The 22,457-nt window shown below is 43.6% G+C and carries 12 protein-coding genes, 9 tRNA genes, 1 rRNA gene and 1 pseudogene; 20 read left to right on the forward strand and 3 right to left on the reverse strand.

Annotation, left to right across the window (positions count from 1 at the left end; all coding sequences use genetic code 11):
• From rrf to B7708_RS04340, 10 genes are all read left to right on the forward strand, one after another.
• Window positions 1–95: ribosomal RNA gene (rrf, locus tag B7708_RS04295) — 5S ribosomal RNA — on the forward strand; the annotation flags it as partial.
• Between the two features lie 29 nt (window positions 96–124).
• Window positions 125–197 (forward strand) — tRNA-Val (locus B7708_RS04300).
• Window positions 198–199: 2 nt separating this feature from the next.
• Window positions 200–272, forward strand: a tRNA-Asp gene (locus B7708_RS04305).
• 24 nt (window positions 273–296) lie between these two features.
• A tRNA-Lys gene (locus B7708_RS04310) sits at window positions 297–369 on the forward strand.
• Window positions 370–374: 5 nt separating this feature from the next.
• Window positions 375–456, forward strand: a tRNA-Leu gene (locus tag B7708_RS04315).
• A 12-nt stretch (window positions 457–468) separates the two neighbouring features.
• Window positions 469–541, forward strand: a tRNA-Thr gene (locus B7708_RS04320).
• Window positions 542–562: 21 nt separating this feature from the next.
• Window positions 563–634 (forward strand) — tRNA-Gly (locus B7708_RS04325).
• A gap of 7 nt (window positions 635–641) precedes the next feature.
• Window positions 642–727 (forward strand) — tRNA-Leu (locus B7708_RS04330).
• 11 nt (window positions 728–738) lie between these two features.
• Window positions 739–812: transfer RNA gene (locus B7708_RS04335), tRNA-Arg, on the forward strand.
• A gap of 16 nt (window positions 813–828) precedes the next feature.
• Window positions 829–902: transfer RNA gene (locus B7708_RS04340), tRNA-Pro, on the forward strand.
• 75 nt (window positions 903–977) lie between these two features.
• Here B7708_RS04340 and B7708_RS04345 read toward each other — a convergent pair.
• Both B7708_RS04345 and B7708_RS04355 read right to left on the reverse strand, forming a co-directional pair.
• Window positions 978–2,304: pseudogene (locus B7708_RS04345) on the reverse strand (transposase).
• A 311-nt stretch (window positions 2,305–2,615) separates the two neighbouring features.
• A complete protein-coding gene (locus B7708_RS04355) occupies window positions 2,616–6,332 on the reverse strand; it encodes a pullulanase (protein ID WP_084974014.1) in 3,717 nt (1,238 codons plus the stop codon).
• Between the two features lie 442 nt (window positions 6,333–6,774).
• Here B7708_RS04355 and rpoB point away from each other — a divergent pair, with 442 nt between their 5' ends.
• The 8 genes from rpoB to recA all read left to right on the forward strand — a co-directional run bounded on the left by rpoB (window position 6,775) and on the right by recA (window position 19,533).
• Entirely contained in the window at window positions 6,775–10,377 is a 3,603-nt protein-coding gene (rpoB, locus tag B7708_RS04360; protein WP_084974016.1) for a DNA-directed RNA polymerase subunit beta, read from the forward strand.
• A gap of 32 nt (window positions 10,378–10,409) precedes the next feature.
• On the forward strand, window positions 10,410–14,075 hold the full coding sequence (gene rpoC, locus B7708_RS04365) for a DNA-directed RNA polymerase subunit beta' (RefSeq protein ID WP_084974018.1): 3,666 nt from the start codon (window positions 10,410–10,412) through the stop codon (window positions 14,073–14,075).
• 204 nt (window positions 14,076–14,279) lie between these two features.
• Window positions 14,280–14,903 carry a hypothetical protein gene (locus tag B7708_RS04370; protein WP_084974237.1) on the forward strand — a complete coding sequence of 208 codons (624 nt, stop codon included), beginning with the start codon at window positions 14,280–14,282 and terminating at the stop codon, window positions 14,901–14,903.
• Between the two features lie 103 nt (window positions 14,904–15,006).
• The gene (tsaE, locus tag B7708_RS04375) at window positions 15,007–15,450 is read left to right on the forward strand and encodes a tRNA (adenosine(37)-N6)-threonylcarbamoyltransferase complex ATPase subunit type 1 TsaE (protein WP_084974020.1); all 444 of its coding nucleotides are present in this window, start codon (window positions 15,007–15,009) and stop codon (window positions 15,448–15,450) included.
• Window positions 15,440–15,961 carry a GNAT family N-acetyltransferase gene (locus B7708_RS04380; RefSeq protein WP_084974022.1) on the forward strand — a complete coding sequence of 174 codons (522 nt, stop codon included), beginning with the start codon at window positions 15,440–15,442 and terminating at the stop codon, window positions 15,959–15,961. The genes tsaE and B7708_RS04380 overlap by 11 nt, the downstream gene beginning before the upstream one ends.
• 4 nt (window positions 15,962–15,965) lie before the next feature.
• Entirely contained in the window at window positions 15,966–17,000 is a 1,035-nt protein-coding gene (gene lytR / locus B7708_RS04385) for a glycopolymer--peptidoglycan transferase LytR (RefSeq protein ID WP_009014109.1), read from the forward strand.
• Between the two features lie 73 nt (window positions 17,001–17,073).
• Window positions 17,074–18,330 carry a competence/damage-inducible protein A gene (locus B7708_RS04390; protein ID WP_084974024.1) on the forward strand — a complete coding sequence of 419 codons (1,257 nt, stop codon included), beginning with the start codon at window positions 17,074–17,076 and terminating at the stop codon, window positions 18,328–18,330.
• A 54-nt stretch (window positions 18,331–18,384) separates the two neighbouring features.
• Window positions 18,385–19,533 (forward strand): recombinase RecA, encoded by a 1,149-nt coding sequence (gene recA / locus B7708_RS04395; RefSeq protein ID WP_001085442.1) that lies wholly within the window; start codon window positions 18,385–18,387, stop codon window positions 19,531–19,533.
• 56 nt (window positions 19,534–19,589) lie between these two features.
• Here the strand turns inward: recA and B7708_RS04400 are convergent, their stop codons facing one another.
• On the reverse strand, window positions 19,590–20,144 hold the full coding sequence (locus B7708_RS04400) for a GNAT family N-acetyltransferase (RefSeq protein ID WP_084974026.1): 555 nt from the start codon (window positions 20,142–20,144) through the stop codon (window positions 19,590–19,592).
• Between the two features lie 109 nt (window positions 20,145–20,253).
• Between B7708_RS04400 and B7708_RS04405 the strand changes: the two genes are divergently transcribed.
• Both B7708_RS04405 and B7708_RS04410 read left to right on the forward strand, forming a co-directional pair.
• Entirely contained in the window at window positions 20,254–21,624 is a 1,371-nt protein-coding gene (locus tag B7708_RS04405) for an MATE family efflux transporter (protein ID WP_084974028.1), read from the forward strand.
• 96 nt (window positions 21,625–21,720) lie between these two features.
• A complete protein-coding gene (locus B7708_RS04410; RefSeq protein ID WP_038806433.1) occupies window positions 21,721–22,437 on the forward strand; it encodes a YebC/PmpR family DNA-binding transcriptional regulator in 717 nt (238 codons plus the stop codon).
• The last annotated feature ends 20 nt before the right edge of the window (window positions 22,438–22,457 follow it).

A 22,457-nucleotide genomic window follows, 5' to 3' on the forward strand; every position in this document is an offset into this window, starting at 1 on the left:
GATACACCTGTACCCATGCCGAACACAGCAGTTAAGCCCTAGAACGCCGGAAGTAGTTGGGGGTTGCCCCCTGTGAGATATGGAAGTCGCTTAGCAGAATAGGAAGTTTAGAGGCTTCCTTTTTGGGAGTTTAGCTCAGCTGGGAGAGCATCTGCCTTACAAGCAGAGGGTCAGCGGTTCGATCCCGTTAACTCCCATAGGTCCCGTAGTGTAGCGGTTATCACGTCGCCCTGTCACGGCGAAGATCGCGGGTTCGATTCCCGTCGGGACCGTTTAAGATAACGGAAGTTATTTTAGACTCGTTAGCTCAGTTGGTAGAGCAATTGACTTTTAATCAATGGGTCACTGGTTCGAGCCCAGTACGGGTCATATTTGCGGGTTTGGCGGAATTGGCAGACGCACCAGATTTAGGATCTGGCGCTTAACGGCGTGGGGGTTCAAGTCCCTTAACCCGCATAGTAGAAATTAGCCGGCTTAGCTCAGTTGGTAGAGCATCTGATTTGTAATCAGAGGGTCGCGTGTTCAAGTCATGTAGCCGGCATTAAAACTAGAAGAGGTCGATGCGAACGTAGTTCAGTGGTAGAACACCACCTTGCCAAGGTGGGGGTCGCGGGTTCGAATCCCGTCGTTCGCTTAGAGAGGCCGGGGTGGCGGAACTGGCAGACGCACAGGACTTAAAATCCTGCGATTGGAAACGATCGTACCGGTTCGATCCCGGTCCTCGGCATATAATAATGAGCACCCTTAGCTCAACTGGATAGAGTACCTGACTACGAATCAGGCGGTTAGAGGTTCGAATCCTCTAGGGTGCATTTTTTCTATTTAACTCGGGAAGTAGCTCAGCTTGGTAGAGTACTTGGTTTGGGACCAAGGTGTCGCAGGTTCGAATCCTGTCTTCCCGATTGATTTATTGACTAAGATACTTAAGTGAGTATCTTTTTTTGGTTCTTTGTCAACTGTAGTGGATTACCAAAAAGTCATACGCTGGAGAGGACTAAATCAGTCCTCTCCTTTTTGATATTCAAAGCGACGAGAATTCTAGTTTTAAAATTGTCAAAGTTCCGAAAACCAAAGGCATTTCGTTTGATAAGTTTAATGAGATTATTAGTCGCTTCCAATTTTGCGTTGGAATAAGGTAAGTGAAGGGCGTTGACGATTTTCTCCTTGTCCTTGAGAAAGGTTTTAAAGACAGTCTGAAAAAGAGGATGAAGCTGCTTTAGACTGTCCTTAATGAGTCCGAGAAATTTCTTTGGTTCTTTATTCTGAAAGTGAAACAGTAAGAGCTGATAGAGATTATAGTGGTGTTTCAAGTCTTCTGAATAGCTCAATAGTTTATCTAAAATCTCTTTATTCGTCAAGTGCATACGAAAAGTAGGGCGATAAAATCGCTTATCGCTGAGTTTACGACCATCTTGTTGAATGAGTTTCCAGTAGCGCTTTATAGCCTTGTATTCATGGGATTTTCGCTCAAGCTGATTCATGATTTGGACACGAATACGGCTCATAGCACAGCTAAGATGTTGTACAATGTGAAAGCGATCTAGTACAATTTTTGCATTTGGGAGTGAAACAGTCTACCAGACTGTTTCAGCCTGAGCCTAGAAATTCGAAAGCGAAGTCGTTTAGCTAAGCCATAGTAGGGCCTAAACATATCCATCGTAATGATTTTCACCTGACAGCGAACAGTTCTATCGTAGCGAAGAAAGTGATTTTGGATGACAGCTTGTGTCCTGCCTTCAAGAACGGTGATGATATTAAGCTTGTCAAAATCTTGCGCAATAAAGCTCATCTTCATCTCCCGATTGAAACAGTCACTCCCCTGACTGTTTCAACATCCCAAGACATAATCTCTGGAAGACGAGAAAAATCATGTTTAAAACGGAAGTCATTGAACTTTCGGAGAACAGTTGAAGTTGAAATGGACAGCTGATGAGCAATATCGGTCATAGAAGTCTTTTCAATCAACTTTTGAGCAATCTTTTGATTGATAATACGAGGGATTTGATGATTTTTCTTGACTAGGGAAGTCTCAGCCACCGCCATTTTCGAACAATGATAGCACTTGAAACGACGCTTTTTCAGAAGAATTCTGGTAGGCATACCAGTTGTTCCAAAGTAAGGAATTTTAGAAGATTTCTGGAAGTCATATTTCTTCATTTGATTTCCGCAATCAGGACAAGCTGGGGCCTCGTAGTCCAGTTTAGCGATGATTTCCTTGTGTGTATCCATATTGATGATATCTACAATCTTGATGTTTGGGTCTTTGATATCGAGTAGTTTTGTGATAAAATGTAATGGTTCCATATGAATCTTTCTAATGATGGTTTGGTCGCTTTTCATTATAGATCTTATGGGACTTTTTTTTCTACAACAAAATAGGCTCCATAATATCCATAGGGGATTTACCCACTACAAATATTATAGAGCCTGCAAACAACACCCCATGACTAGAAGATTCTTCTAACCATGGGGTGTTTTCTCTATAGGAGGGCTAGGTTATACTCTTCGAAAATCTCTTTAAACCAGGTCAACTTCGCCTTATCTACAACCTCAAAGCTGTGCTTTGAGCAGCCTGCGGCTAGCTTCCTAGTTTACTCTTTGATTTTCATTGAGTGTTATTTCTTTTTCTTGTTTTTTATCAACCATCCAAGTCCGAGAAGGGCAAGGATACTGAATCCAGCAAGGGCAAGGAGGGATTTGCTCTCAGTTCCTGTGTTTGGAAGGAGGTTCTGAGAGTGAGCCTCTGCAGCAGTTTCTTGAGTTTCAGGATTGGCGGCTAGGTTTTGAGCTTGACCTTGTTCTGGTTCAACGTCCAGGCTAGAAAGATTAAATTCTGGTTTTTCTTCCACAGCTGGAGCGACGATGGCGCCACCTTGAGACAAGCGGAGAACAACAGCAGTGAGAGCGTTCACTTTCAAGCCTTTTTCAGTCCATTCAAGGCCTTGAGGTTTAGCGATTCCTACTGGTCCTGCTTGATTTTCATCAGCCAAGACTTCGGCCTTTCTCAAGTGAGCAAAGGCAGTTCCCAAGTTGAATTCGCGATCCTTATCATCTGCATTGACAAAGACTGCGTAGACATCGCCGTTTGGAGCTGTGATTTGGTAGCCGATGGTCACATCTTCTTTTTCAACGCCATTTTGTCCTGGAACAGTGATGAGTTGGACGCGTCCTTTGATATCTTGTAGACTCTTGAGTCGGAAGGCGTCTGTAGATTGACGAAGAGCAATCAGACCTTTCATGTAGTCACGGCTCTTGACATTTTCAGGATAAGCTTTGCTATCTGTAGCCTTGGTCCAATCAAACTTGTTGACAGCATCACTTGAGTCGTAAGAGTCATGGATAAAGTAAGGATAGACAAATGGTTTACCATCCTTGTCGCGCAACAAGTGAGACTTGTTTGGAACCTTATCTTCAGGAACAGGAGTCTTATAGGCTGGATCAAGGAATTGTTTGGTACGTCCATATTCCTGACCAGAGTGGATAAACGGAGTTCCTTGAGCAGTCAAGACCATGAGGTTTCCAAGTCGCAAACGGCGATGGATTTCAGCATAGTTCTCAGCCTTGCTTGGGTCTTTTTTGATAGACTGGGCAATGATATCAAAGAGGGTCAAGTTATCATGGGCTGCGATATACTGGATAACATCTCCAGGGTTGTCTGCTTCAAAGTTGGTTGGTTGGGCAATGAGATTTTTAAAGATGGTATTGATATCGCGTTTGCCACCCGTGATAAAGGCAGGTTTCCCTTCGTTTGGATAGCCAGACTTGAGGTTGTTACGGATGTCGTCTGAAAAGACAGCGACAGTATCTGTTTTTTTCATCCAATCTTGGTCGGCAGGTTGTACAGGCGTATTTTCATCACCAGTATAGGTTCTCCAGCCTTCACCTAGCATGATAAGATTTGGATTTAGGGCGCGTGCAGCTTTGTACGCTTCTTCGATAGAAGCCGCATCGTGGTCACCCATCATATCAAAGCGGAAACCATCTACTTTGTAAGTTTCAACCAGATACTTGATAGAGTCTACCAAGACACGTTTAGACATGTAGTGGGTAGTTCCCAAACGACCGCCTCCAAAGCTAGTCCGTGGAGTTCCATCAGCATCCATAAAGTGATAGTAGTTTGGCTCAATATCCTCAAAAATATCAACATTGGCAGTATGGTTGTAGACCACGTCCAAGATAGCTCCCATGCCACGTTTGTGGATTTCGTTGATGAGGTTTTTGAATTCGGCAATACGTTTTTCTGGATCCTTAGGATCGCTTGAGTACATACCAGTCAAGGAGAAGTAGTTTTGAGGGTCATATCCCCAGTTGTAGTTGCTGTTGCTTGAAGCGTAGGCAGACAAACGTTCATGGTTTTTCAATTCATTAACAAAGTAGTAAGACAAGACTGGGAGGAGCTGGATGTGGGTCACACCCAAGTCTTTGAGATAGTCCAGTTTTTCGATAAAGGCTTCAAAGGTACCAAATGGCTTGGTCAAGTCTTTTGCGATGGCAGGATCCGAAGTGAAGTCACGTACATGAGCTTCGTAGATAACGGCATCTTCACGTGATTTGAAGTTACGAATCTTTCCATAGGTCAAGTCTTGTGGACCTAACTTTGCTGGATCGACAAAGGCAGCCTTAGCGACTTTATGAGCGGCATCTGTTTTTGCTAGGTCACTGTTCCAAGCCGCTAATGATTTGGCATAAGGGTCAAGAACGAGGACAGTTTTACCTTGGCGCTCGATTTGGTAGTGGTAGTAGTAGCCAGTGTAGTTGCTGATACCGAGACCTGAGTTTGCATCCAGAGTTTGTTTCCAGGTGCCTTTTTCTCCTTTTTCAAGGGCGACAGTTCCGACTACTTTTTCAGGGTCTTTCTTGTCGTAGACAACGACAGAAACCTTATCAGCACTTGGAGACCAGAGCGTGAGGTCAACACGTTTGCCATCTTCTTTCAGAGTTGCGCCGAGTGGACCATCGTAACTGTAGGACTCATCCTTGAGGCGCCAGCTTGAACGTGTGGTAAAGCGGTCTGAATTGTAGCTGACAGTGTAAGGGTGTTGGGTGTCAGAGAAGTCGCCGATATAGGTCACTTTTTTACCTGCCTCATCCACTTCCACGTCTGTGATAACTACTTTATTCCCTTGGTAATCAGTGATGCTGGAGTGTTTGAGGATATCGTCTTTCTTAGCTCCAACTAGGGTAGAAAAGCTGCTTTCGATACGAGATTTAGCCACATGTTGGGCTCCAGTCATGCGGATATCGTGCACATAGTAGGGGTTAGTGTAGATGGTTTCGCCATCATCTTTGAGGAAAATCTGACTGTGATTTTTTAGATCTGTGAATTTATAATCTTCTTTTCTGATTTTCACATCATCGCCTTTCTTGCTTTCGTCTAGTAATAAAAATCCAAATTCTCTCGCAGCTTCATTGAGTGGGATATCAATGTAACGGCCATATTTTCCAGTTGCGGTAAAGTCAGTACCGTCAGGCCATTCTCCACTGCTTGGGTTTTTGACATCGCCCCAATACCAAAGAGATTTTTTGTCATAGTTGCCATCGGTGCGGTAGTAGTTGACACGGATAGTTCCTGCTGGTTGAGGGCGGTAGTTGTATACCTTGTAGTTTTCATCTAGCCAAGCCTCGTTCATTTTGGGAGAGAGGCGTTCTACCGAACGGTCTCCTGTTAGGTTATCCCCTTTGGTATTGTTAATAAGGAAGCTGACTTTCTTGGCTTGCTCATTCTTGAGTTTGACATCTAGATAATAGCCGTAGTCATCTTGCTTGGCATCCTTGAAGGACTTGGCTCCATTGGGCCAGTTTTCAGACGGTTTTTCAACATCGTCCCAAGTCCAAAGACCTTGAGAATCTTTGTTTTCTTCAGGGAGTTTTTTTACATGGATGCGGAAGTGGTTGTCTGCGATGGGTTCTTCAGAGGATGTATCAGCTTGTGGTTTTTGATCTGAAGTTGGCGTCGAAGTGCTGTTATCTACTTTTTCTTCCTTGCTGTTAGCCTGGCTTGTAGTCGCATCTTCTGTTTTAGGTGTTTCTGGTGCTGTTGTAGTTTCCACAGCTGGAGCTTCTTTTTTAGCGTCAAGGGAAGCGTTTGCATTATTTTGCTCAGAAATAGGGCTTTGCTCTTGTGCTTGACTAGTTTCAGTCTCAGTATGAGCCTTGGTCACAACGCTAGTCTTTTCCTGAGTTTGGGGAAGGTTTTCATTAGCCGAAATAGTTGGTATTGCAGCAGAAAGCAAGACAATGCTGGCACCAATAAGGACAGAACCAGTTCCGTTTTTCAAAGAACGGATACCGTAAATCATTTTTTTCTCAGTTTGAGATGGGATCTTTTTCATCACAATTCTCCTTGTGTAGTTGTTCCTTATCAGTATAGCACGAGGTAAACATTAGTGCAAGCGTTTTCCTAGTTTTTGAGAGAAAATATAATGCTTCATTCTCTTGAAATTTTAAAATAATATATAGGAAAAAATTGTTTGAAAAATGGTAAAAAACCTTGAAAAATCTTACCTAATAAGGTATAATAAAAGTAATCATTTGTCGTAGGTTTTGTCTGAAATATTGTCCAGACAGGACTCACAGCAGTTAAATCTTCTGAAAAAGTCGGATTTAGCTGCTCTTTTTGTGCTTTTTTTCAGGTTTTCGAGTGCTTGTAACAAAGATTTAAAGATTCTGAAAATTCATCGAAGGGACATGGTGATAAGGTTTTTTATAACCATATGACGATTAGAAAAGCCTGATTGACAAGGCTTGGAACTTTATTTACAAAGGAGAATCATCTTGGCAGGACATGACGTTCAATACGGGAAACATCGTACCCGTCGTAGTTTTTCAAGAATCAAAGAAGTTCTTGACTTACCAAATTTGATTGAAATTCAAACGGATTCATTCAAAGCTTTCCTAGACCATGGTCTTAAGGAAGTGTTTGAAGATGTATTGCCAATTTCAAACTTCACAGACACAATGGAGTTAGAATTTGTTGGCTATGAAATCAAGGAACCAAAATACACGCTCGAAGAAGCTCGTATCCACGATGCTAGCTACTCAGCACCCATTTTTGTAACCTTCCGCTTGATCAATAAAGAAACAGGCGAAATCAAGACTCAAGAAGTCTTCTTTGGTGATTTCCCAATCATGACAGAAATGGGCACTTTCATCATCAATGGTGGTGAACGTATTATCGTATCTCAGTTGGTCCGCTCACCAGGTGTTTACTTTAACGATAAAGTTGATAAAAACGGTAAAGTGGGTTACGGTTCAACTGTTATCCCTAACCGTGGAGCTTGGTTGGAACTTGAAAGCGACTCAAAAGACATCGCTTATACTCGTATCGACCGTACTCGTAAGATTCCTTTTACGACCTTGGTTCGTGCGCTTGGTTTCTCAGGTGATGATGAAATCTTTGATATCTTTGGTGATAGTGAGTTGGTTCGCAATACTGTTGAAAAAGATATCCACAAGAATCCAATGGACTCTCGTACAGACGAAGCCTTGAAAGAAATCTACGAACGCCTTCGTCCAGGTGAGCCTAAGACCGCTGAAAGCTCACGTAGCTTGCTTGTGGCTCGTTTCTTTGATCCACGTCGCTACGATTTGGCAGCTGTTGGTCGTTATAAGATCAATAAAAAATTGAACATCAAGACACGCTTGCTCAACCAAACCATCGCTGAGCCATTGGTAGATCCTGAAACAGGAGAAATCTTGGTAGAAGCTGGTACCGTTATGACTCGTAGCGTGATTGAAAGTATCGAGAGTCACTTGGATGGCGACTTGAACAAAATTGTTTATATTCCAAACGATGCAGCTGTTTTGACAGAACCAGTTGTGCTTCAAAAATTCAAGGTTGTTGCTCCAACGGACCCAGACCGTGTCGTAACCATCATCGGAAATGCCAATCCAGACGACAAGGTTCGTGTTGTAACTCCTGCGGATATCCTTGCAGAGATGAGCTACTTCCTCAACTTGGCTGAAGGTATCGGACGTGTAGATGATATCGACCACCTTGGGAACCGTCGTATCCGTGCAGTTGGTGAATTGCTTGCCAACCAAGTACGTCTTGGACTTTCTCGTATGGAACGTAATGTTCGTGAACGTATGTCTGTTCAGGACAATGAAGTTTTAACACCACAACAAATTATCAATATCCGTCCTGTAACAGCTGCGGTTAAAGAATTCTTTGGTTCATCACAGTTGTCACAGTTCATGGACCAACACAACCCGCTTTCTGAGTTGTCTCACAAACGCCGTTTGTCAGCCTTAGGACCTGGTGGTTTGACACGTGACCGTGCAGGATATGAAGTACGTGACGTGCACTATACTCACTATGGTCGTATGTGTCCAATTGAGACACCTGAAGGACCTAACATCGGTTTGATCAATAACTTGTCATCTTACGGGCACTTGAACAAGTATGGTTTTGTTCAAACACCATACCGTAAGGTTGACCGTGAAACAGGTGTAGTCACAAACGAAATCGTTTGGTTGACAGCCGATGAAGAAGATGAATTTACTGTAGCGCAGGCTAACTCTCGCCTCAACGAAGATGGTACTTTTGCTGAGAAAGTTGTCATGGGACGTCACCAAGGGGTCAACCAGGAGTATCCAGCAGAAGTGGTTGACTACATGGACGTGTCACCAAAACAGGTAGTTGCCGTTGCGACTGCATGTATTCCTTTCTTGGAAAACGATGACTCCAACCGTGCCCTCATGGGTGCCAACATGCAGCGTCAGGCTGTGCCTTTGATTGATCCAAAAGCACCTTACGTTGGTACTGGTATGGAATACCAAGCAGCCCATGACTCTGGAGCGGCTGTTATTGCTCAGTATGATGGTAAAGTTACTTACGCAGATGCTGACAAGGTAGAAGTACGCCGTGAAGATGGTTCGCTAGATGTTTACCACATCCAAAAATTCCGTCGTTCAAACTCAGGTACTGCTTACAACCAACGTACACTTGTTAAAGTTGGCGATGTCGTTGAAAAAGGCGACTTTATCGCTGATGGACCTTCTATGGAAAAAGGGGAAATGGCGCTTGGACAAAACCCAATCGTTGCCTACATGACATGGGAAGGTTACAACTTCGAGGATGCCGTTATCATGAGCGAACGCTTGGTGAAAGACGATGTTTATACATCTGTCCACCTCGAGGAATACGAATCAGAAACACGCGATACAAAGCTTGGGCCTGAAGAAATCACTCGCGAAATTCCGAACGTTGGTGAAGATGCCCTTAAAGACCTTGACGAAATGGGTATTATCCGTATAGGTGCTGAGGTTAAAGAAGGGGACATCCTTGTAGGTAAAGTCACACCTAAGGGAGAGAAAGACCTCTCAGCTGAAGAACGTCTCTTGCACGCTATCTTCGGAGACAAGTCTCGTGAAGTGCGTGACACTTCTCTTCGTGTACCTCACGGTGCCGATGGTGTCGTTCGTGATGTCAAGATCTTTACCCGTGCAAATGGAGATGAGTTGCAATCAGGTGTTAACATGCTGGTTCGCGTCTACATCGCTCAAAAACGTAAGATCAAGGTCGGAGATAAGATGGCCGGACGTCACGGAAACAAAGGGGTTGTCTCTCGTATCGTTCCTGTAGAAGACATGCCTTACCTTCCAGATGGAACTCCAGTCGATATCATGTTGAACCCACTTGGGGTGCCATCACGTATGAATATCGGTCAGGTTATGGAGCTTCACCTTGGTATGGCAGCTCGTACTCTTGGTATCCACATCGCAACGCCAGTCTTTGACGGAGCAAGTTCTGAAGACCTTTGGTCAACCGTTAAAGAAGCAGGGATGGATAGCGATGCCAAGACAATCCTTTACGATGGACGTACAGGTGAGCCGTTTGACAACCGTGTATCAGTTGGTGTCATGTACATGATCAAACTCCACCACATGGTTGACGATAAATTGCACGCGCGTTCAGTCGGACCATACTCAACCGTTACCCAACAACCACTCGGAGGTAAAGCTCAGTTTGGTGGACAACGTTTCGGTGAGATGGAGGTTTGGGCTCTTGAAGCCTACGGTGCGTCAAATGTCCTTCAAGAAATCTTGACCTACAAGTCTGACGATATCAACGGACGTTTGAAAGCTTATGAAGCTATCACAAAAGGAAAACCAATTCCAAAACCAGGTGTCCCAGAATCCTTCCGAGTTCTTGTAAAAGAATTGCAATCTCTTGGTCTTGACATGCGTGTCCTTGACGAAGATGATCAAGAAGTGGAACTTCGTGACTTGGATGAAGGAATGGACGAAGATGTCATCCACGTAGATGACCTTGAAAAAGCCCGCGAAAAAGCAGCCCAAGATGCAAAAGCAGCATTTGAAGCTGAAGAAACTGCAAAAGCGGAAGCAACAGAAGAAGCTGCTGAACAAGAATAAGCAGTTCACTTAGAATAGAAAGGGAAGAAATAGTGGTTGATGTAAATCGTTTTAAAAGTATGCAAATCACCCTAGCTTCTCCAAGCAAAGTCCGTTCATGGTCTTATGGAGAAGTCAAAAAACCTGAAACAATCAATTACCGTACGTTGAAACCAGAACGTGAAGGACTCTTTGACGAAGTTATCTTCGGTCCTACAAAAGACTGGGAATGTGCTTGTGGTAAGTACAAACGCATTCGTTACAGAGGGATTGTTTGTGACCGCTGCGGGGTTGAAGTAACGCGTACAAAAGTTCGTCGTGAGCGTATGGGGCACATCGAGTTGAAAGCTCCTGTATCTCACATCTGGTATTTCAAGGGGATTCCAAGTCGTATGGGCTTGACCCTTGATATGAGTCCTCGTGCCCTCGAGGAAGTGATCTACTTTGCGGCTTATGTGGTGATTGATCCTAAGGATACACCACTTGAGCACAAGTCTATCATGACAGAGCGTGAATACCGTGAACGCTTGCGTGAGTATGGTTATGGATCATTCGTTGCCAAGATGGGTGCCGAAGCTATCCAAGACCTTTTGAAACAAGTAGATCTTGAAAAAGAAATTGCTGAACTCAAAGAAGAGTTGAAAACAGCTACTGGACAAAAACGTGTCAAAGCCATCCGTCGTTTGGATGTCTTGGACGCCTTTTACAAGTCTGGAAATAAACCTGAATGGATGATTCTCAACATCCTTCCGGTTATTCCACCAGATCTTCGTCCAATGTTGCAGTTGGATGGTGGCCGTTTTGCCTCATCTGACTTGAATGACCTTTACCGTCGTGTTATCAACCGTAACAACCGTTTGGCTCGCTTGCTTGAGTTGAATGCACCAGGTATCATCGTTCAAAATGAGAAGCGTATGCTTCAAGAAGCGGTTGACGCTTTAATTGACAACGGTCGTCGTGGTCGTCCGATCACAGGACCAGGTAGCCGTCCACTGAAATCATTGAGCCACATGCTTAAAGGTAAACAAGGACGCTTCCGTCAAAACTTGCTCGGTAAACGTGTTGACTTCTCAGGACGTTCCGTTATCGCCGTTGGTCCAACTCTTAAGATGTACCAATGTGGTGTGCCACGTGAAATGGCTATTGAGCTCTTTAAACCATTCGTCATGCGTGAAATCGTTGCCCGTGACATCGTGCAAAACGTGAAAGCAGCTAAACGCTTGGTGGAACGTGGAGATGAACGTATCTGGGATATCCTTGAAGAAGTGATCAAAGAACACCCAGTACTTTTGAACCGCGCACCGACCCTTCACCGTTTGGGTATCCAAGCCTTCGAGCCAGTCTTGATTGACGGTAAGGCCCTTCGCTTGCACCCACTTGTCTGTGAAGCCTACAATGCCGACTTTGATGGGGACCAAATGGCCATCCACGTACCGCTTTCAGAAGAAGCTCAAGCAGAAGCTCGTATCCTCATGCTTGCTGCTGAGCATATCTTGAACCCGAAAGATGGTAAACCTGTTGTTACTCCATCTCAGGACATGGTTTTGGGTAACTACTACTTGACCATGGAAGAAGCTGGTCGTGAAGGTGAAGGAATGGTCTTCAAAGACCGTGACGAAGCTGTTATGGCTTACCGCAATGGTTATGTTCACCTCCACTCACGTGTTGGTATTGCAACAGACAGCCTCAACAAACCTTGGACAGAAGAGCAAAAACACAAGGTCTTGTTGACAACTGTTGGTAAAATCCTCTTCAACGATATCATGCCAGAAGGTCTACCTTACCTGCAAGAACCAACAAATGCTAACTTAACAGAAGGTGTTCCAGCTAAATACTTCTTGCCACTTGGTGGAGATATCAAGGAAGCAATCAGCAATCTTGAACTCAACCCTCCATTCAAGAAGAAAAATCTTGGAAATATCATCGCTGAAATCTTCAAACGTTTCCGTACGACAGAAACTTCTGCCCTACTTGACCGCATGAAGAACCTCGGTTACCACCACTCAACTCTTGCAGGTTTGACAGTAGGTATCGCCGATATCCCAGTCGTTGATGACAAGGCTGAAATCATCGAAGAATCACACAAACGTGTAGAACAAATCACCAAACAATTCCGTCGTGGTATGATTACGGACGATGAGCGCTACAACGCTGTTACAGCTGAATGGCGTGCAGCCCGTGAAAAATTGGAGAAACGTTTGGTTGCCAACCAAGATCCTAAGAACCCAATCGTTATGATGATGGACTCTGGAGCCCGTGGTAACATCTCAAACTTCTCACAGCTTGCCGGTATGCGTGGTCTGATGGCCGCTCCGAACGGACGTATCATGGAATTGCCAATCCTTTCAAACTTCCGCGAAGGTTTGTCAGTACTCGAAATGTTCTTCTCAACTCACGGTGCTCGTAAAGGTATGACCGATACGGCCCTTAAGACAGCCGACTCAGGTTACTTGACTCGTCGTTTGGTTGACGTTGCCCAAGACGTTATCATCCGTGAGGATGACTGTGGAACAGACCGTGGTCTCTTGATCCGCTCTATCGCAGAAGGGAAAGAGATGATCGAGTCTCTCGAAGAGCGTCTCAATGGTCGTTACACTAAGAAAACTGTTAAACATCCAGAAACTGGTGCAGTGATCATCGGTCCAAATGAGTTGATTACAGAAGACAAGGCGCGTGAAATTGTCAATGCTGGCGTGGAAGAAGTTACTATCCGCTCTGTATTTACATGTAACACTCGTCACGGTGTCTGCCGTCACTGTTACGGTATCAACTTGGCGACTGGTGATGCGGTTGAAGTTGGTGAAGCAGTTGGTACAATTGCTGCCCAATCTATCGGGGAACCTGGTACACAGCTTACAATGCGTACCTTCCACACGGGTGGGGTTGCCTCAAATACCGATATCACTCAAGGTCTTCCTCGTGTCCAAGAAATCTTTGAAGCTCGCAATCCGAAAGGGGAAGCGGTTATCACTGAAGTCAAGGGTGAGGTTACAGCCATCGAAGAAGATGCTTCAACTCGTACCAAGAAAGTCTTTGTTAAGGGTGAAACTGGCGAAGGTGAATACGTGGTGCCATTTACAGCCCGTATGCGTGTCGAAGTTGGAGACCAAGTTTCTCGTGGTGCAGCATTGACAGAGGGTTCTATCCAACCAAAACGTCTCCTTGCTGTTCGTGATGTCTTGTCAGTTGAAACCTACCTTCTCGGTGAAGTACAAAAAGTTTACCGCAGCCAAGGGGTAGAAATCGGTGACAAGCATATTGAGGTAATGGTTCGTCAAATGATCCGTAAAGTTCGTGTCATGGATCCAGGTGACACAGACCTTCTCATGGGTACCCTCATGGATATCAACGACTTTACAGATGCTAACAAGGATGTTCTTATCGCAGGTGGAGTTCCAGCGACAGGTCGTCCAGTCCTTATGGGAATCACCAAAGCCTCACTTGAAACCAACAGTTTCTTGTCAGCGGCTTCCTTCCAGGAAACAACTCGTGTCCTTACAGATGCGGCTATCCGTGGTAAGAAAGACCATCTCCTTGGACTTAAAGAAAATGTTATCATCGGTAAGATCATCCCAGCAGGTACTGGTATGGCTCGCTACCGTAACCTTGAACCACAGGCTATCAATGAAGCATCATATCTGGCTCCAGAACAAGAAGAGACAGAACTTGCTCCAGTAGAGGACGCTGTGGAAATCCAAGTTGAAGAAACAGTAGAATAAAAGCAAATAAGAGGGCCTTCGGGCTCTCTTTTGTTTTACTCTTCTATCTATTGGGGTTAGGTGAGCACGACGCAATATCTCTCAAATCGCTTCAACTGTTTTTCATTTTTGTCAGTTGAGCGTCAAAATTGGACATTTGAGAAGAGAGGGGAATTTTTATCTTTCTCGCAGAGTATAATCATGTATACGAAGGGAGAACTGAAAATGATAAAATCAATTCGCATCTTATTGTTGCTGGCTTTGATCCAGATTAGTCTGAGTAGCTGTTTACTGTGGAAGGGATCCATCTTAACCTTAAAGCAATCAAGTGCCTATTTTCTAGTGTTTATCGTATTGGCATCAGGTCTGTGCGCAGGGATGAATTTCTTTTATACTCGAGATCAGGATGTTCATAGCATTATAAACAGTCAGAAAAAAGTGAAACTATTTTATAGTATCTTGTTGGTTTTAAACCTAGTAGGCGTCTGTCTGGTGTTGTCGGAGACTATTTTAACACAGACAGCTGTTCAGCAAGAGTTGGTAGATCTTTTCTTGCCTTCCTTCTTTTTCTTGTTTGGGATTGATTTACTTGTCTTTTTACCATTTGAAAAATACAGCCGAGATTTGGGAACCACTCTCAATAAGAAAAAAACAGTTGTCCTGACAGTTCTGGCAACCTTGCTGTTCTTGAGAAATCCAATGACAGTTTTATCCATTGTTTTTTATGTTGGTTTAGGCTTCATTTTTGCTCGGTTTTTATTTCCAAAATCTATGAGAAGAGAATTTTCCTTTTACGGTCATGTGATCCGAGATATTTTACTTGTTAGCGCCATGTGTATATTCTTCTAAAAACGCTTTTCTATCAATAAAAATTCCCTATTTCACCAAATTTGTTATAGTAAGTTTGTAAAGAAAATTTACATAAAATAGAACTTTTTGGTATAATAGTAGCATGTACACAAAAAATGAAGAAGAGCTGATCAATCTGGGAGAACGCCTAGGAACCTTGCTCCAAAAAAATGATGTTTTGATCCTGTCTGGTGAATTGGGTGCTGGTAAAACAACCTTTACAAAGGGTCTTGCCAAGGGCTTAGGGATTCGTCAGATGATCAAAAGTCCAACCTACACCATCGTGAGAGAGTATGAGGGTCGCCTTCCGCTCTACCACTTGGATGTCTATCGGATTGAGGGGGATGCTGATTCGATTGACTTGGATGAGTTTCTCTTTGGTGGTGGTGTGACCGTTATCGAGTGGGGACATCTTTTGGGTGAGGATTTACCAGATTCCTACTTGGAGTTGGAACTCTTGAAAGAGGCTGAGGGTCGTCGCCTCTATTTTACCGCTCAGGGTTCTCGTGCTGAACAACTGATCAAGGAGCTTCAAGATGGAGTATGAACTTTGTATTCGTGAGGCTGAAGCTCAGGATGCTGCTGCTTTGGTTGCATTCTTGGATTTAGTTGGTCAGGAGACAGATTTCACCAGTTTGGATGAAAATGGTATCCTGATGACAGAATCTGAAATGGCGCTTTTTATTGAAAAGCAAGCGACTTCAGATAACCAAATCACTCTCCTAGCCTTCCTGAATGATGAAATTGCAGGTGTTTTGAACATCACGGCAGAGCAGCGTATACGGATTCGCCACATCGGGGATATCTTTTTGGTCATCCAAAGGAAGTTTTGGAATCATGGCTTAGGAAGCATACTCCTTGAAGAGGGAATTGAGTGGGCTAAAACTAGTGGAGTTCTGCGTCGTTTGCAGCTCAGTGTACAAAAGCGCAACGAGGCGGCTATCCACCTCTATTCAAAGTTTGGATTTGTTACAGAAGGCTTACAAGAAAGAGGAGCCTATTTAAAAGAAGGGATATTTTTAGACGTTTACCTGATGGGTAGACTGATAGATAAATGATAAGATGGTAAAAAAAATAATCGGAATGCTACTAGCTTTTCTAGCAGTAACGGCTTTAGGTGTGGGTGCATATGCCTATACTATTTATTATCAAGGAACTGAAACCTTAAGTAAAAAAACTTATAAGAAAATTGGTGAAGAAACCAACGTGATTGAGGCGACAGAGCCTTTGACCATTCTTTTGATGGGGGTAGATACGGGAAATGTAGAACGTACAGACCCTTGGGCGGGGAATAGTGATTCCATGATTCTTCTGACAGTCAATCCGAAAACCAAGAAAACTACTATGATGAGTTTAGAACGGGATATTTTAACCAAGATTGAGACTGGAAATGGCCAAGTTCAGGAAGCAAAACTCAATGCTGCCTATGCCAATGGCGGTGCAGAGTTGGCTATTTCAACCATTCAAAAAATGATGAACATTCATATCGATCGTTATGTGATGGTCAACATGCAAGGACTCCAACAGCTAGTTGATGCAGTTGGGGGCATCACAGTAAATAACACACTCGGTTTCCCAATTTCGATTGCTGATCAGGAAGAATTTAATAAAATCTCGATTGGAGTCGGTGAGCAAACTTTGAATGGTGAGGAAGCCCTGGTCTATTCACGGATGCGTTATCAGGATCCTGAGGGAGACTATGGTCGTCAAAAACGTCAACGTGAAGTCATTCAAAAGATTATGGAAAAGGTCTTGAGCCTCAATAGTATCAGTCATTATCAAGCTATCTTAAAAGCGCTTAGTGATAATATGCAGACAAATGTTGATTTGTCTGCCTCCAGTATCCCACAACTACTTGGTTACCAAGATTCCTTTAAAAACATCGAAACTCATCAACTTCGTGGTGAAGATGCTGAGTTGCAAGGAATCTCTTACCAAATCGTAACGAGAGAGCATATGCTAGAAATGCAAAATCTCTTGCGTCGTTCCCTAGGGAGAGAGGACGTAGCAGAGTTGGAGACCAACGCTGTTCTGTATGAAAATCTTTATGGTCGAACAGCACCTTCCACAAATGCTTCAAACGAAGAGATAGAATAAAACAAAGAATCAAATCGTGGGACTTTCCTGCGATTTTTTCAAAAAGAATCCGAATAGATAGGTAGGAGGAAAGATGAAAGCAGAAATTATTGCTGTAGGAACGGAAATTTTGACAGGGCAGATCGTCAATACCAACGCCCAGTTTTTATCAGAAAAGCTAGCAGAAATTGGAGTAGATGTCTACTTCCAAACAGCTGTGGGAGATAATGAAGCGCGTCTCATGTCCTTGCTAGAGATTGCGAGCTCGCGTAGCAGTCTAGTCATTTTGACAGGGGGCTTGGGACCGACTGAGGATGATTTAACCAAACAAACTCTGGCAAAATTTTTGGGAAAAAACTTAGTGTTTGACCCTCAAGCGCAAGAGAAACTGGATGTCTTTTTTGCTCATAGACCTGACTATGCTCGGACACCCAATAACGAGAGGCAAGCTCAAATTGTAGAAGGGGCAACTCCATTGCCAAATGAGACAGGTTTAGCAGTAGGAGGGGTATCGGAAGTGGATGGCGTGACTTACGTAGTCCTTCCAGGACCTCCTAGTGAGCTGAAACCCATGGTCTTAAATCAGCTCTTACCTAAGTTAATGACTGGTACCAAGTTATACTCACGTGTGCTCCGTTTCTTTGGGATTGGTGAAAGTCAGTTGGTGACCATTTTGGCGGATTTGATTGACCATCAAACTGATCCGACCTTGGCACCTTATGCCAAAACGGGAGAAGTGACCTTACGCTTGTCCACAAAAGCAGTCAGTCAAGAAAAGGCTGATCAAGCCTTGGACACCTTGGAAAATCAAATCTTAGATCGCCAGACTTTCGAGGAACTTTCTCTGCGAGACATCTGTTATGGATATGGGGAGGAGACTAGCCTAGCAAGTGTCGTTGTAGAAGAGCTTAAGAAGAGAAAGAAAAGCATTACTGCAGCGGAGAGCTTAACAGCAGGCCTCTTTCAAGCGACATTAGCAGGCTTTTCGGGCGTTTCTGCCATCTTTAATGGCGGTTTTGTCACTTACAGCTTAGAAGAAAAGTCCAAGATGCTGGATATTTCCGAGCAAGAGCTGAAAGAACACGGGGTCGTTTCAGAGTTTACGGCTAAAAAGATGGCAGAGCAGGCACGGCTCAAGACTCAGTCTGATTATGGAGTCAGTCTGACAGGTGTGGCTGGGCCAGATAGCCTAGAGGGGCATCCAGCTGGGACAGTCTTTATCGGCTTGGCACATGCAAAAGGGACAGAAGTTATCAAGGCTAATATCGCAGGACGGAGCCGAGCAGATGTTCGACATATCGCGGTCATGCATGCCTTTAACCTAGTTCGCAAGGCTTTATTAAGTGACTAACTTTTGATATAATAGTAGATAGGTCTTAGGACTATTAGAATACAGGAGAATAGAATGGCGAAAAAACCAAAAAAATTAGATGAAATTTCAAAAAAGTTTGGAGCGGATCGTGAAAAAGCCTTGAACGATGCTCTTAAATTGATTGAGAAAGACTTCGGTAAAGGTTCAATCATGCGTTTGGGTGAACGTGCAGAGCAAAAAGTGCAAGTCATGAGTTCAGGCTCATTGGCTCTTGACATTGCCCTTGGTTCAGGTGGTTATCCTAAAGGACGTATCATCGAAATCTATGGACCAGAATCATCTGGTAAGACAACGGTTGCCCTTCACGCTGTTGCGCAAGCACAGAAAGAAGGCGGTATCGCTGCCTTTATCGATGCGGAGCATGCCCTTGACCCAGCCTATGCTGCGGCACTTGGTGTGAATATTGATGAACTGCTCTTGTCACAACCAGACTCAGGAGAGCAAGGTCTTGAAATTGCAGGAAAATTGATTGACTCAGGTGCAGTTGACCTTGTCGTTATCGACTCAGTTGCGGCCCTTGTACCTCGTGCGGAAATTGATGGGGATATTGGAGACAGCCACGTTGGTTTGCAAGCTCGTATGATGAGCCAGGCCATGCGTAAACTTGGTGCTTCTATCAATAAGACCAAAACAATTGCCATCTTTATCAACCAATTGCGTGAAAAAGTTGGGGTCATGTTTGGAAATCCAGAAACAACACCTGGTGGACGTGCTTTGAAATTCTACGCTTCAGTCCGTTTGGATGTTCGTGGAAGCACGCAAATCAAAGGAACTGGTGATCAAAAAGATACCAATGTTGGTAAAGAAACCAAGATCAAGGTCGTGAAAAACAAGGTGGCTCCACCATTTAAGGAAGCCTTTGTTGAAATCATGTACGGAGAAGGTATTTCTAAGACCGGTGAGCTTTTGAAGATTGCAAGTGATCTCGATATCATCAAAAAAGCAGGAGCTTGGTACTCTTACAAGGATGAAAAGATCGGTCAGGGTTCTGAAAATGCTAAGAAATACTTGGCAGATCACCCAGAAGTCTTTGATGAGATTGACCATCAAGTCCGTGTTCAATATGGCTTGATTGAAGATGAAGAAGGAACAACTCCCACTTCTGTCGTTGAGGATTTAGCACCTAACCAAGAAGTGACACTTGACCTAGGCGATGGACTTGAAATCGAAATTGAAGAATAACATAAAAAGTAGCAGATAGGAACTGCTACTTTTTATGTTTGTTTCAGATGAAAGAACTAATGGTCACTAAAACGACGATACTCGATATGAAAGTCAAAATAATGTTCATCTTGCAACTTCTGGAAGATGTCGCGATAGGCTTCTTCGTCAAAATGGTCGCCACGGTAGAGGATTTCAAAACTCAGATCATCGTACTCTAGAAAAGCGTTGGCTGTTTTAAAGCCATTTTGTCGATAGAAGTCCATGCGAGCCTTTCTCTGCTCCAAGTTATCGCATTCTTCATCCAAGCGCTCGACTTCTAGTAACATGGTTCGCTGGTAAAAATCAGTCAGCTTTTCGATGATCTCTTTTCCATACCCATGACTTCTTAAGTGAGGCATGATGGCAAAAAAGCTAATATAGAAGGCCTTTTGGTTGGAGATGGCAAAAGCAAAGCCAACAAATTCTTCTTCGTTATAAAAAGCAAAAAAGTGGGCGTCATCACGGTCCTGATAGCGCAAAAACTCAGAAAGAGGGACCCGTTCTTCCTCGGGGAAAGCTTCGTTATTTAGCTTTTCAACTTTATCAAGATCTGGAAACACATCGGTTATTAATTGACTGGTCAAACTCATAAGTGACCTCCTTTTCTTGATTATAGCAAATTGTCTCTCTGTAAGCAATTGATTTCAGGATTCGTTAAAGAATCTTGTCGGTCCTCTGGAAAGCTGATATAATAGCTTTATGAATAAGAAACGATCCGTGGACTTGATACATGGTCCTATTCTTCCTGCGCTGTTAAGCTTTGCCTTTCCAATCTTGCTGTCAAATATTTTCCAACAGCTTTATAATACAGCTGACGTCTTGATTGTTGGGCGTTTTCTTGGTCAAGATTCCTTGGCTGCAGTAGGGGCGACAACGGCCATTTTTGACTTGATTATAGGCTTTACTCTAGGTGTTGGAAATGGCATGGGGATCGTCATTGCTCGCTATTATGGAGCTCGTAATTTCACTAAAATTAAAGAAGCAGTAGCAGCAACCTGGATTTTAGGAGGGCTTCTCAGTATTTTGGTCATGCTGATGGGCTTTGTTGGTCTGTATCCACTCTTGCAATATTTAGATACCCCTGCAGAAATCCTTCCCCAATCCTATCAATATATTTCTATGATTGTGACTTGTGTAGGCGTCAGCTTCGCTTATAATCTCTTTGCAGGCTTGTTGCGGTCCATTGGTGATAGTCTAGCAGCCCTTGGCTTTCTGATTTTTTCTGCCTTGGTCAATGTGGTTCTGGATTTGTATTTCATTACGCAACTGCATCTGGGAGTTCAATCTGCGGGGCTTGCTACCATTATCTCGCAAGGCTTATCAGCGGTTCTTTGCTTTTACTATATTCGCAAGAGCGTTCCAGAACTGCTCCCTCAACTCAAGCATTTTAAATGGAGCAAGGCCTTGTACGCGGATCTTTTAGAGCAAGGTTTGGCTATGGGTTTGATGAGTTCGATTGTGTCTATCGGTAGCGTGATTTTACAATCTTCGGTCAATACCTTTGGAGCTGTGATTATTAGTGCTCAAACAGCAGCTAGACGCATTATGGCCTTTGCTCTGCTTCCGATGACGGCTATTTCTTCTGCCATGACGACCTTTGCCTCTCAAAATCTCGGGGCTAAGCGACCAGACCGCATTGTTCAAGGACTTCGAATCGGTAGTCGTTTGAGCATGTCCTGGGCAGGTTTTGTTTGTATTTTCCTCTTTTTTACCAGTCCCACCTTGGTTTCCTTCTTAGCCAGTTCGACAGATACTTACTTGGTAGAAAATGGCACTCTCTACCTGCAAATCAGTTCAGTCTTTTATCCGATTTTGAGCCTCTTATTGATTTATCGGAATTGTTTGCAGGGCTTGGGGCAAAAAATCTTACCACTTGTTTCCAGTTTTATAGAACTAATCGGGAAAATCGTTTTTGTGGTCTTGATTATCCCTTGGGCAGGGTATAGGGGAGTTATCCTTTGCGAACCCCTTATCTGGGTTGCCATGACCATTCAACTGTACTTCTCACTATTCCGTCATCCCTTGATAAAAGAAGGCAAGGCAATCTTGGCAGCCAAAGGACAATTCTAGCTGGATTTGCTGAATAAAATCCATTTCCTCTAGTGAAAATCGAAAAAACTTGTGTTATAATAAGAAAGATTAAAATGTGAAAAAAGGAGATTCCTAATGGGACGTAAATGGGCCAATATCGTAGCTAAGAAAACGGCTAAAGATGGAGCTAACTCTAAAGTATATGCAAAATTTGGTGTAGAAATCTATGTAGCAGCTAAAAAAGGTGATCCAGACCCAGAATCAAACACTGCTTTGAAATTCGTTATCGACCGTGCTAAACAAGCCCAAGTGCCAAAACACGTTATCGATAAAGCGATTGATAAAGCAAAAGGAAACACAGACGAAACCTTTACAGAAGGACGTTACGAAGGATTTGGACCAAATGGTTCTATGCTGATCGTTGATACCTTGACTTCAAACGTCAACCGTACAGCTGCGAACGTTCGTGCTGCTTTTGGTAAAAATGGCGGAAATATGGGCGCTTCAGGTTCTGTTTCTTACCTCTTTGACAACAAGGGTGTTATCGTATTTGCAGGTGAAGATGCGGATGCTATCTTTGAACTTTTGCTCGAAGCTGATGTGGATGTGGACGATGTAGAAGCAGAAGAAGGAACAATCACGGTTTACACAGCTCCAACAGACCTTCACAAAGCTATTGTTGCCCTTCGTGAGTCAGGTATCCAAGAATTCCAAGTGACTGAATTGGAAATGATTCCTCAGTCTGAAGTAGAATTGTCAGGCGAAGACCTTGAAACCTTTGAAAAACTTTACAGCGTTCTTGAAGACGACGAAGACGTACAGAAAATCTACACAAACGTAGATGGATTCTAATAGAAAAACGAACAGTTTTA

Origin of the sequence: Streptococcus oralis subsp. dentisani (genome assembly GCF_002096615.1) — a bacterium.
GTDB classification, from domain to species: domain Bacteria; phylum Bacillota; class Bacilli; order Lactobacillales; family Streptococcaceae; genus Streptococcus; species Streptococcus oralis_U.

What these genes read in the sequence shown, in the direction of transcription:
- B7708_RS04355 (WP_084974014.1), bottom strand. Translation starts at nt 6,332, where the DNA reads ATGAAAAAGATCCCATCTCAAACTGAGAAAAAAATGATTTACGGTATC.
- B7708_RS04370 (WP_084974237.1), top strand. Translation starts at nt 14,280, where the DNA reads ATGATAAAATCAATTCGCATCTTATTGTTGCTGGCTTTGATCCAGATT.
- tsaE (WP_084974020.1), top strand. Translation starts at nt 15,007, where the DNA reads ATGTACACAAAAAATGAAGAAGAGCTGATCAATCTGGGAGAACGCCTA.
- B7708_RS04380 (WP_084974022.1), top strand. Translation starts at nt 15,440, where the DNA reads ATGGAGTATGAACTTTGTATTCGTGAGGCTGAAGCTCAGGATGCTGCT.
- lytR (WP_009014109.1), top strand. Translation starts at nt 15,966, where the DNA reads ATGGTAAAAAAAATAATCGGAATGCTACTAGCTTTTCTAGCAGTAACG.
- B7708_RS04390 (WP_084974024.1), top strand. Translation starts at nt 17,074, where the DNA reads ATGAAAGCAGAAATTATTGCTGTAGGAACGGAAATTTTGACAGGGCAG.
- recA (WP_001085442.1), top strand. Translation starts at nt 18,385, where the DNA reads ATGGCGAAAAAACCAAAAAAATTAGATGAAATTTCAAAAAAGTTTGGA.
- B7708_RS04400 (WP_084974026.1), bottom strand. Translation starts at nt 20,144, where the DNA reads ATGAGTTTGACCAGTCAATTAATAACCGATGTGTTTCCAGATCTTGAT.
- B7708_RS04405 (WP_084974028.1), top strand. Translation starts at nt 20,254, where the DNA reads ATGAATAAGAAACGATCCGTGGACTTGATACATGGTCCTATTCTTCCT.
- B7708_RS04410 (WP_038806433.1), top strand. Translation starts at nt 21,721, where the DNA reads ATGGGACGTAAATGGGCCAATATCGTAGCTAAGAAAACGGCTAAAGAT.